Here is a 9491-nt window from a genome sequence, read left to right on the forward strand (position 1 = left end):
GCCGGAGGCAGGGGCGCCGCGCGCGACGCGGTTGTGGCGGTCAGGCGGCCTGCGGCTCCGCCATGTCCTCCGGGGAGTACTGCGGCCAGTTCCGGGCGAGGGACAGGTCCTCGATCTCGGACAGCCGGTAGCCCTCGCCGCGGAGATGCGCCAGATAGGCGGCCTGATGGCGGTCGAGGCTCTGCCACGCCTTCGGCTCACGCAGGCTGTACTCGAACGCCGCGACGACCTGGGCGTAGATCTGGTGCCACCCCCTGGCCTTGCCGTGTCGCTCGACCAGCTCGTCGAACGGGCCACCGGTACGGTGGCTCGACGCAGCAGGGTCCGCGTTCGGGTCCGGCACGCCCAGGTACCGGGCGACAGTCTCGGTGTCCTGTCGGTCGCACCACTTCGCCCACAGGTAGGGAGAGTTCATCACCGTACGCACAGCGAACAGCCGGGCGGCTTCGGACAGGGACTTCCCCTGGCAGCGCTTCCGCAGAAACTCCTCCCGCACCGTGCGGGCGGTCTTCCATGCCTTGTTACCGGCGATGGTGCGCTGTCGCGCCTCCTTCTCCTCGGTGCTCATGGACTGCTTCGGCTTCTTCGCGCCGGGCCTGATCTTGTGCCGGTACTGAGCGGGGTCCGAACAGAACCAGATCGGGCGCGACTCCTCGTCAAGGCGGGCGGAGTGACCACCGCAGTGGACGTGCTTTTCGACCGTGAGCGGATTGCCCAGCGCCGTACACAGGTCGTCCAGCGGCCGGGAGGTGTCCTTCGTGCCCCAGGGGAAATAGTCCCGCAGCAGCGGAATACCCGCCTCTTCCAGTTCCTTGAGCGTCTTCTCCCGGGCCTGGATGTCGGCTCTGACCTGCTTCAGCCGGGCCAGGGCGTGGTCCCAGTGGCCGCGTCCGCCTTCGCCCTCGGCGTCGTCCTTGGCCTTCGCCTCCTCCAGCGCCTCTGCGGCTCCGCGCACGTCCTCCACGTCCGCCAGTTCGGCCATCTGCACCAGGTCGAAGCCCTGGAGGGCAGCGCGGCGCAACGCCTCCTCGTCCAGCCGGGCAGCCTGGCGGGCGGCCCGGATCTCGGCTCGCTTGATCTTCAGGGCGCGGGCCATCTGATCACGCTCGACCTCGCTCATCTCCACCAGGGCCAGAGTCTCGATCGCCTGGACGCGATCGCGCTGGTTCATCTGCTCGCGGTGGTCGTTCTCGATCAGCGACAGCAGGTGCGTCATCGCGTCACGCCCGACGAGGTCGCCCCGGATGATCGCGGGGACCTTGCGTATCGGTCTGTTCTCGGCCTTCGCCGTCGCGTTGGCGATCTGGAGCGCCTGGGCCCGCCGCCAGCCCTTGAAGGCGCCGTAGGTGCCATCGGGGGCCGGGCGGACGCTGATGGCGTCCTGGATGCCGAGTTCCTTCACCGACGCGATCAGCTTGTCGTCGGGCTCGGTGTCAGTGGTCCTGGCGTTGTGGTCGTCGCGCACGATCGTGGACGGATCGAGACGGACGATGAGCTGTTCCTGATCCTCCGTGGCTGAAGGCGCGGCTTCGCTCGTGGTGGCCGGGCTGGTCTCTGCGGGATCAGCGGTTGAAGTCCGGTCCTTCTTGGGGGCCTTGGACGTAGCAGTGCTGGACAAGACAATCTCCTGTGCTCTGGGCCGGGGCGGCTTGTGGTCTGTCAGTTCAGGCGGCGAGGCGACGGATGGTGATCGCGACGACGGTGGACGCCGTGTGCTGGTCGCTGCTTGCAGTGGGCGGCGAGGGCGGTAGGAGCAGAAGATCCAGGACCGCCCGAACGAGCGCGCAGGTGGTGCTGGAGGGCTCGTTCTGGCCGCATTCGGCGGCGGCCGCGCGGATGACGCGGTCGGTTGCCTCGGCGGAGCTGTAGGCCAGGCCCCGGCGCAGCAGGTGATCCGCTATCCGCAGGGCCTTCATGGCCCGGCGGGTCGCGCGATAGCGCTCCCTCGGCCAGCCGCGCGGCATCGGTTCGGGGTAATCGGCTGAGGTCATGAGAATGGATCTCCTCATCGGACGGGGGATGGAGTGCCGCTGGAAGGCCGTCAGGAGGCAGTGCGGCGTGGAGGGGGCCCGGGGAGCGGCGCGGAACGGATGCCGCTCCCCGGGGGTGATGGCTGACCGGGTCGGCTTGAGCCGAGATAGGTGTGAATCATCCACCCACTAATTCGATACTAGATGATTCTGGTGGATCGGGCAAACGCCATGTCTACGGCCCTCGGACGCGTCAGGAGCCTGTCGGCCGGTAGGTTCAGGGGCGGGCTTCAGACGGCAGGCCGCGGCACCGGAGCGCCGGCCAGATACTCCGTCTCCGGCTCGGGCGGAAGCGGGTCCCCCGTAGCCAGATCGGTGCAGTAGGCGTCGAAGACCTCGGCGGCGGACATGGCGCGAGGCCAGCCGTCGGTGAGCACCCACCCCTGGACGACAGATTTGCCGCCCCCATCAGGCGCGACCGTGCGAGCGAAGACCACCGCGCAGTCAAAGGCCGCCGATGCCTGCGCGAGCGTGTAACAGAACATCAGAGAACCTTCCTTCTCCGTTCGTACGAGCCCCCCGGGCGCGCCTTCAACGACCACTGAAGCCGTGGCGAAGCTGCCCAGAGCGGTATGCGCGCTGATCAGGAGGTGGTGATGTCCAGGGCCGAGGGCGCTCAACAGCGCTTCAAAGGCCAGGGCGGCGGTATCGAATGCCTGCGGGCCAGGCGTGTGCATGAAAGATCTCCCATCGGATAGAGGCGGCTGCGGCGGACCGGAAGGCGGCCTGACGGGGCGCCCTCGGCCCGCCGCAGTGCAGCTTCAGGTGGCCTCGGGTCGCACGAGATCGCGCTGCGCGGGCCCTTGGGTGGTGTCGCTGAACGGGCACTCCACGGCGTCCGGGGGGAACAGCGAGGCGACGAGAGCGCGCGGGCTTGGGGCTCCGAGCTTCCACTCGGACTCCCAGCCCCCATCACTGGCGATGGCGAAGGCGCGGGGAGCCAGCTGCCAGCAGCGCAGGAGGACCGCCGCCACGGCCAGGTCATACGGCTTCTGAGCGGTCTTGCAGAACGACCACACGAATCCCCGCGAGGCGTACTGACGGGCCCCGTACGGATCGTCGGAGGAGTCCGGCGGGTCCGGTTGGATCCACAGCGGTTCGTGCCCGATCCTCCGTTGAGGCCGATGTAGCTCTCGGTGATCTCCGGTTGGCCGCGCCCCATCGGCCCCGTGATGGTGATGCCGAGCGACTGGACGTGAGCCACGATGCGCCGGGTGTCGGCGACCATGCTCGGCCAGGACTCCCGGAACGCCTCGGTGCGAGGCGAGTAAGCGAAGTAGTGGGTGTAACCCATGGTTTCCTCCACGGATGATGGGTGATGGCGTCCACCAGGACGCGTGTGCAGCAGGGGCGCTCCCGCAGTGGGCGCGCTGTGGCTCATGGGGCTGAGAGGGTGATGAAAAGGCCGACCATCTGGTCCCGGAGCAGCGGCAGTGTGTGCCCGTCCGCGTCCGCCCCTCCGGTCAGCAGCACCGGCCCGTGGTAGCGCTGATGAACGAATCCGAAGCGGCGGGCGAGAGCGGTGGCGTAGGGATTGACGGGGTGATTGAAAAGGCCCTCGTCATCGATCCACATGTCCCACTGGGTGGTCAGCGCTATGACGTCGAAGCGGTCGCACCGCAGAGCGGCGCGCAGCACCGCTCCGCGTGCGTCGCTTCCTTCCTCGGTGGTGTCGGTGGGCAGGTCGATCTCTACGAGCTGGCCGTCACAAGTCAGCAAGAGCGCGGACGGCGTGGAAGGCATGGCTGGGGTTCTCCTTGAACAAGAGCGGCTGCGCGGCCTGCTGGAGGAGGCCCGGCGGGCGGGAGCTGCTGCATGCGGCGAGGGGGGATACCGCAGGAGTGCTCAACTGCCCGCCGGGCCGGGGCGGTCGGGCCCCGAAGGGAGGTAGGCCCGACCGGTCTCGGGCCGCGCTTAGCGCGGCACGTCAGAGATCGACGGCAACGACGGTGTTGTCACGGACCCTGATCTCCCACCGGTCGTCAGGCTCTTCGCCCTGGGCGGTGATCACACCGTCCACCCGGTGGTCGAAGGTGAAGCCCTCGAACTGGGGCGGATAGGTGCGCCCTACGACCGGAGCATGCAGCTCGGCCGCGAGGGAGGCATCCGGCTTCAGGAAGGTGTCGACCAGGTATGCCATCCAGGACGCCGCGCCGTAGAACTTCTCCGCGCCGTTCCAGACCAGCGCTGTTCCGTCGTCGGTAGGGATCCAGTTGCACCACAGCTCGGGCTGCCCGTCCGGTGGGCCGTTGTAGTTCGTGATGTCCTTGTCGTAGCCCTGCCCGAAAGATCCAGATCCGTCGATGACGTACGGACCACGGGTGCGGTCCATACGGCGCGTGCTGGTGAACGCCCGCAGGTAGCTGATCTCCTGGGGGTTCAGGGGCGGGTCGATGGTGGCCTTGCCGGTGAAAGTGGTTGTGTAGCCCATCACGGGCTCCTTCGTGCGCGTTTGGCGGTACCGAGGTCGTCACCCTCGATAATTCGATACTAGATGAACAGTGTGCGCGGGGCAAACAGATTTCCGCTTCTCAGCCTCGCTGTGGAGTCCCGCGCCCCGAATGCACGTCAGTACACGCGGAATCCCTCATGGTTGGCCGCTGCGGTGAGGTAATCGATCCACTGCGGCCACCAGCTCGCCTCTTCGATCAACTGTGAGAGGAACGCGGGATCCTTGCCCCGGTTTTCCTCGTACGCTGCGAGTGCGGCATGAATTTCGCTCGTGGTGACTATCCAGCCCTCATTGCTCCCGAGCTTGTGTACCGCGATGCCGTCCACTGGGGCAGGGGCCCATGAGAGATAGGCATCCATGGCTTCCCGGAAGCGACGAATCGGATCCGGCGCCTCGTCCGTGTTTTCGACGTATTCGTAGTACTCATCAGAGCTGATTCCGTACGCTTCCAGGGAAGGCACCTCGGGGGGAGAGTCCGTTAACGAAAGCATGTCGAAGTGACCCATGATTGCCCGGCATTCCCCCATGTTCCACATGCCGAGTCGGAAATAGGACGTGTGCGCCTCGTGCATGGCGTCGTATGCCGCACTGACCTTCTCCTGCGCGGCCTCATACTCGGGTTCGCCAGATGACAGGTCGAGCGCGTTTCGTGCTTCCACGGCCCTGTCGAATTCTTGGCGTGCCGCCCGGTATCTCTCCTCCTCCCCGTCCGGTGTGCGGACCATGTACATGTCGTAACCCATCCCTGAACTCCTTCGCGTGTTCGGCGGCCTCCTCGGCGTCACCCGAGTAGTTCGATACTAGATATAACGGGGGTCAGGAGTGTCGTATTCCTCGCGATCCACTCCGCCTCTCACGCGCCCGATGAACGGCGAGCTGGGAGAAGTCGCTAGCCGATGTTTGGAACACTCGCGCACCGGCTAGCGACTTGCCCGACTACAGACCCGGAGAGTGAAGCGGGAACGCGGTCGTGAACTCGGCTGTGCCCCCCGGCTCCTGAGGAACCATAGCCACAGCGGCAAGTAGTGCACATTTGGTCAGGGGGGTCATACCGTCTCCGCCGATCACCCAACCCTGAATACGGGATCCAGATTCCGATTCGGTTTGCATCAACAGCACTCCGCAGCGAATCACGAACCCCCACGCCAGAACCTCGGTGAGGTCCGCCATCTCCGAGACATCCGCGCCCACATCCGGGTTGTGCACCTCGTCTCCGATATCGGCGTGAGCACTCGCAATCAGCGGGTCGTCTCCCGGCAATCCCACCTGGCAGACCAGATGGTGAAAGCCGGGCCCCGCCTTTTCGAGCAGTTCCATGACGGACCGCAGGGCCCGTTCGGCGGTCGGCGGCAGGGGGGCGCGACCGTTGTCTTGGAAGAAATCCATGACCAAATCCCTTCGATGATTTCGGCGAACAGCGAGGGGCGTTCCCTCTATTTCGATACTAGATATTTATGTTCCCTCTCTGAGCGCTACCCCGGCGCCCGGCGCACCACGAAGCAGAGGCTGAGGCGTTGGCGCCGAGCTGGCAGACAGATCTGCCGACAACCCGAGGCCGGCCTGGAGCCCGGTGTGCCCCGGGAAAGGCATCCGGGGCACACCGGGAGCAGTACCCCCACTCACCCCCTCCCTGCGCCTCAGGAAGGCCCTCAAGCGCCGGAGGAGCTCCGGTGAGCGGACTGGGGCCCGGCCCACCCCAGCGGTCCGGCGGGCGGGCCTGGAACGCCCGCCGGAGCTGAGGGCGGCTACGCTGCCGCTGCCAGCGACATAGCCGTAAGCGCTTGGCCTTGCAACTCGTAGGCGGCATCGCCATCGCTCAGCGTCTGAGCCGCGGCTGTGACGGCCTGCATGACTCCGCCTGCCGTGGCCTGCCCGCCCGCAATGAAGTGCTTGAGAATGGACTCGCGCACGCTGTCGCTGAACCTGAGCCGCTTGCTGACGTGCTCGATCGTCTCGCTGGGCTTCTCGATCTCCCGACCCGCCTCACGCTCGATCTCAGTCAGCTTCCGCTCCACATAGGCGTGATCCATGAACGTCCGCACGGCGTCCCGCGTCTGGGACGTGATCAGCGAGAGATTCCTGGCCTGAGTCTCCTCCGAGTACCGGATCACTCCTTCGTCGAGCTTGGCGCCCAGATGGGTCCTGCCGAGTGCGTCCTTGGTGATGGTGAGCCCGTTGGTGCACACCTGCACGACGATCTGAGGAGTGATGGTGTACCTGCCACTCCCCACCTCGCTGTTCGCCAGCACGAAACCGGCTGACACAAGGGGGAGGTCGTCGCCGCGTTCCCCGGTGAACGGGGAGCGGTAGCCCTTCAACAACTCGCGGGCCATCACCTTGACGGCGTTGGACTCCACCCGTACGACCATGCGCCGGTCGGTGAGGTCGGCCCCGAGGATTTTGATCGGGTGGTCGGCTTCGTCGACGCCTGCCAGCGCGGCGGCGAGCACGTCCAGGTGATCGATGACCTTGTAGCTGTCCGACAGGAACGCGCGCAACGTCCCCGGCGCGCCCTGGAACGCCCGCAGCAGGAACCTTCGCTCGGGCTCTCTTTCGAGCCATCCCCTGACGTTGAGGTCGTACAGGTCGGGGGCGTCAGACCGCATCCGGCGGAGGTAGGGGAGCGGGATGTTCAGCTTGGAGGCAATCCCTTCATCCGCCACCGCATTGGGGCGGTAGACGCGATCACCGACAACGATGTTTCCGCCCTGGGCCGAGATAGCGCCTCCCGTGGCGACAGTGTCGACCTTGAATCTCTGCTCGCGTTCGAGCGCCTGGACCAACTCGGTGGGGGATGCGTTCCTCTGGGATGAGGGCATGGTGAGCTGATCGATTTCGTGAGCCACGCTGGGCTCTCCCTTCGTGTGTGATCGGCGGGCCGTCGGCGTCACCCAACGGCTAAGTTCGATACTAGATGGTTATAAGGGTAGAGGCAAATGCCTGCTTGTGTAGGCAGGATGTCTCCGCCCTCGGAGTATGAGGCGCAGTTCTGCCGTGGTGTGGAGCGCCTCGGCGCCTCGGGCCTCGACGGAGAATGGCCTAACGCCCGGACCATGCCCCGGATCCCGGACCATGGTCCGGGCGGCTGTCCCGCCGCCGGACAGAGGGCGACAGGACAGCCGGTCAGGGGACTACACGATGCCGTACGTGTAGTCCTTGGCCACCTCTCCCCAGCGCTTCATGCCGTCGGTCCGGTGCGGGTGGAACGGCGCCCAGTACGTCGGGCGCACACGCAGAAACTCCCGGGCCTCGTGGGTCTCGATCTCGATGATCTTTTCGAGCACTCGGCGGTACAAGGTGATGTCGTCGCAGTCGCTCACCATGATCGTGAACTTCGCGTACGAAGAGTCCGTGTGGGACGGGTAGCCCTCCGGGGCGAGATGCCGATCGGAGTGGAACGCGGGGAACACGAACATGACCTTGACGGTCCCCTCAAACCGCCTGGTGTAGTCCTCGGCAGTGATCGACCAACCGGGCTTGTAGTCGAGTTGGTGGATCAGCTTTACGGCGGACTTCGTTTCCATCGAAACCGCTTCCCTTCGTGTGTTTGGCGTGCCGCTCGGCGTCACCCGAACGACTTCGATACTAGATATACCCGGTGGTCGAACTGCTAAACCTCCCGGGCTGCGGGCTTTAGATGAATCCGCGCCCGTGGAGATCGCGCAGGAGATTGCCCAGCCTGTAGGCAATGGCCTGCGGGGAAACTTCGCCCCTCTTCCCTCCGGGAATGGTCCATACCGTCTCGGGCCCGGTCTCACTCAAGAGGATCACCTCATAGGCGGCCCCCTCCTCCGGCATCTTCAGAACGAGCGGTCCCGATACAGAGTGGAACTGAATTCCCGTCAGCTCTGCATCTTCGTTGTCCACGATTTGCGCGCACTCGCGCCACTCCGTCGCCGGAAGATAGTTCGCGATTCTGCGGGCGTGTTCGGCCTCCGGCGTCTTGAGAAACGCTCGGCGGGTCACCCCTTCGGATACCGTCAGTTCAACTGCCACGTTGACCCCTTCGTGTGTTTGGCGTGCCGCTCGGCGTCACCCGAACGACTTCGATACTAGATATACCCGGCTCAGATGGGAGCAAACATCGTTGGGAGAAACGCAGAATCAGGTGCACAATGCGGAACACATGCGGGAGCACCTTGCGATGCACCATCTATTGCAGGCGGTAGACGATCATGTGAGCAATTGCCGAGGTGGGTCCCACTTTTCGAGGGTGACCACGGCCAGACTTTCCCTCCCAGGCTGCTTCTCTCTATTGAAGTGATGGGGTCGCGGTGGGCGCATGCTCGGGAACCTGAGAGACGCTGCGCTTGCTCCAGGGGGTCACGGGTTGTGTCGGGTGCACGCGTGGCGTGCACCCGACACCGGGCGTCACCAGCGGAGCAACTGAATGAACGTCAAACTGCGCGTCCCATCAGCGTCCCTTGTCCATCAATTTCGCCAGAGCGCGCGCGACGTTTTCAGTTCGCCCGTTGCTGCGTCCTTTTCCGTAGCCGGAAAAATAGATCATGGCTGCGACCAAAACCACGATGACCAATGTTTCCATCACACTTCCCCTTCGGTATTCGGCGGGGCTCTTCGGAGTCACCCGATGAGCCACTTTCGATACTAGGTACACATAGGGAGTGAGTCAACAGGGCGGTAGGTGCCATTTCAGCGGAGAGTTGCAGTCCTCCTTGGGGGTGTCCTCACTTTCGGCCAATCCAACATGCTGCATCATCTCCGATGCGCGACCCATTCGCGGCTGCGCTTCTTGTTGCTGGCCGCCTCCCGGAGGCGGAGCTGATGGGTTGTCAGGCGAGTTGTGAGGCGGGGGAGCGCAGCGGACTCGCCGTTCCGGGCTGGCAAGGCGTCAGGGGCCGCCTGTTGCTGCTTGCTTCGGGAGCGGAGCGGACGAAGTGTCAACCCGGCTGCGGAGCGGTCGGGTTGTGTGGGAGGCGCAGCCTCCCGCTTCGCTCACGCGGAGCGGGAGCGCAACACCCGCGCGCAGCGCGGGTGTTCGCTTGCAT

At 65.3% G+C, this 9491-nt stretch carries 12 protein-coding genes; all 12 read right to left on the bottom strand.

What is annotated here, in order from left to right; translation table 11 throughout:
- Positions 1 to 40: 40 nt before the first annotated feature.
- The 12 genes from J5X86_RS43415 to J5X86_RS52205 all read right to left on the bottom strand — a co-directional run bounded on the left by J5X86_RS43415 (position 41) and on the right by J5X86_RS52205 (position 9028).
- Entirely contained in the window at positions 41 to 1618 is a 1578-nt protein-coding gene (locus tag J5X86_RS43415) for a ParB/RepB/Spo0J family partition protein (protein WP_208522130.1), read from the bottom strand.
- Between the two features lie 46 nt (positions 1619 to 1664).
- Entirely contained in the window at positions 1665 to 1991 is a 327-nt protein-coding gene (locus tag J5X86_RS43420) for a hypothetical protein (protein ID WP_208522131.1), read from the bottom strand.
- A 269-nt stretch (positions 1992 to 2260) separates the two neighbouring features.
- Entirely contained in the window at positions 2261 to 2707 is a 447-nt protein-coding gene (locus J5X86_RS43425) for a hypothetical protein (protein ID WP_208522132.1), read from the bottom strand.
- A gap of 84 nt (positions 2708 to 2791) precedes the next feature.
- Positions 2792 to 3004 (bottom strand): hypothetical protein, encoded by a 213-nt coding sequence (locus J5X86_RS43430; RefSeq protein WP_208522133.1) that lies wholly within the window; start codon positions 3002 to 3004, stop codon positions 2792 to 2794.
- Between the two features lie 403 nt (positions 3005 to 3407).
- Positions 3408 to 3773, bottom strand: coding sequence for a DUF3846 domain-containing protein (locus J5X86_RS43435; RefSeq protein ID WP_208522134.1), 366 nt, complete (start codon positions 3771 to 3773; stop codon positions 3408 to 3410).
- Between the two features lie 184 nt (positions 3774 to 3957).
- Positions 3958 to 4461: a hypothetical protein gene (locus J5X86_RS43440; protein ID WP_208522135.1), complete on the bottom strand. Its 504-nt coding sequence runs from the start codon at positions 4459 to 4461 to the stop codon at positions 3958 to 3960.
- Between the two features lie 137 nt (positions 4462 to 4598).
- The gene (locus J5X86_RS43445; protein ID WP_208522136.1) at positions 4599 to 5225 is read right to left on the bottom strand and encodes a hypothetical protein; all 627 of its coding nucleotides are present in this window, start codon (positions 5223 to 5225) and stop codon (positions 4599 to 4601) included.
- Between the two features lie 193 nt (positions 5226 to 5418).
- Positions 5419 to 5868 carry a hypothetical protein gene (locus J5X86_RS43450; RefSeq protein ID WP_208522137.1) on the bottom strand — a complete coding sequence of 150 codons (450 nt, stop codon included), beginning with the start codon at positions 5866 to 5868 and terminating at the stop codon, positions 5419 to 5421.
- A gap of 359 nt (positions 5869 to 6227) precedes the next feature.
- A complete protein-coding gene (locus tag J5X86_RS43455; protein ID WP_308124902.1) occupies positions 6228 to 7328 on the bottom strand; it encodes a DUF932 domain-containing protein in 1101 nt (366 codons plus the stop codon).
- A 285-nt stretch (positions 7329 to 7613) separates the two neighbouring features.
- Positions 7614 to 8006 carry a hypothetical protein gene (locus J5X86_RS43460; protein WP_208522138.1) on the bottom strand — a complete coding sequence of 131 codons (393 nt, stop codon included), beginning with the start codon at positions 8004 to 8006 and terminating at the stop codon, positions 7614 to 7616.
- Positions 8007 to 8115: 109 nt separating this feature from the next.
- Positions 8116 to 8478 (bottom strand): hypothetical protein, encoded by a 363-nt coding sequence (locus J5X86_RS43465; protein ID WP_208522139.1) that lies wholly within the window; start codon positions 8476 to 8478, stop codon positions 8116 to 8118.
- Between the two features lie 418 nt (positions 8479 to 8896).
- Complete coding sequence (locus tag J5X86_RS52205; protein WP_279595742.1) at positions 8897 to 9028, bottom strand: hypothetical protein; 132 nt, start codon at positions 9026 to 9028, stop codon at positions 8897 to 8899.
- Positions 9029 to 9491: the final 463 nt, after the last annotated feature.

Origin of the sequence: Streptomyces sp. NEAU-YJ-81, from assembly GCF_017592595.1 — a bacterium.
Classification (GTDB): Bacteria; Actinomycetota; Actinomycetes; order Streptomycetales; family Streptomycetaceae; genus Streptomyces; species Streptomyces hygroscopicus_B.

Coding starts and splice junctions, on each gene's coding strand:
- J5X86_RS43425 (WP_208522132.1), bottom strand. CDS start 2,707: ATGCACACGCCTGGCCCGCAGGCATTCGATACCGCCGCCCTGGCCTTT.
- J5X86_RS43460 (WP_208522138.1), bottom strand. CDS start 8,006: ATGGAAACGAAGTCCGCCGTAAAGCTGATCCACCAACTCGACTACAAG.
- J5X86_RS43450 (WP_208522137.1), bottom strand. CDS start 5,868: ATGGATTTCTTCCAAGACAACGGTCGCGCCCCCCTGCCGCCGACCGCC.
- J5X86_RS43435 (WP_208522134.1), bottom strand. CDS start 3,773: ATGCCTTCCACGCCGTCCGCGCTCTTGCTGACTTGTGACGGCCAGCTC.
- J5X86_RS52205 (WP_279595742.1), bottom strand. CDS start 9,028: ATGGAAACATTGGTCATCGTGGTTTTGGTCGCAGCCATGATCTATTTT.
- J5X86_RS43440 (WP_208522135.1), bottom strand. CDS start 4,461: ATGGGCTACACAACCACTTTCACCGGCAAGGCCACCATCGACCCGCCC.
- J5X86_RS43420 (WP_208522131.1), bottom strand. CDS start 1,991: ATGACCTCAGCCGATTACCCCGAACCGATGCCGCGCGGCTGGCCGAGG.
- J5X86_RS43445 (WP_208522136.1), bottom strand. CDS start 5,225: ATGGGTTACGACATGTACATGGTCCGCACACCGGACGGGGAGGAGGAG.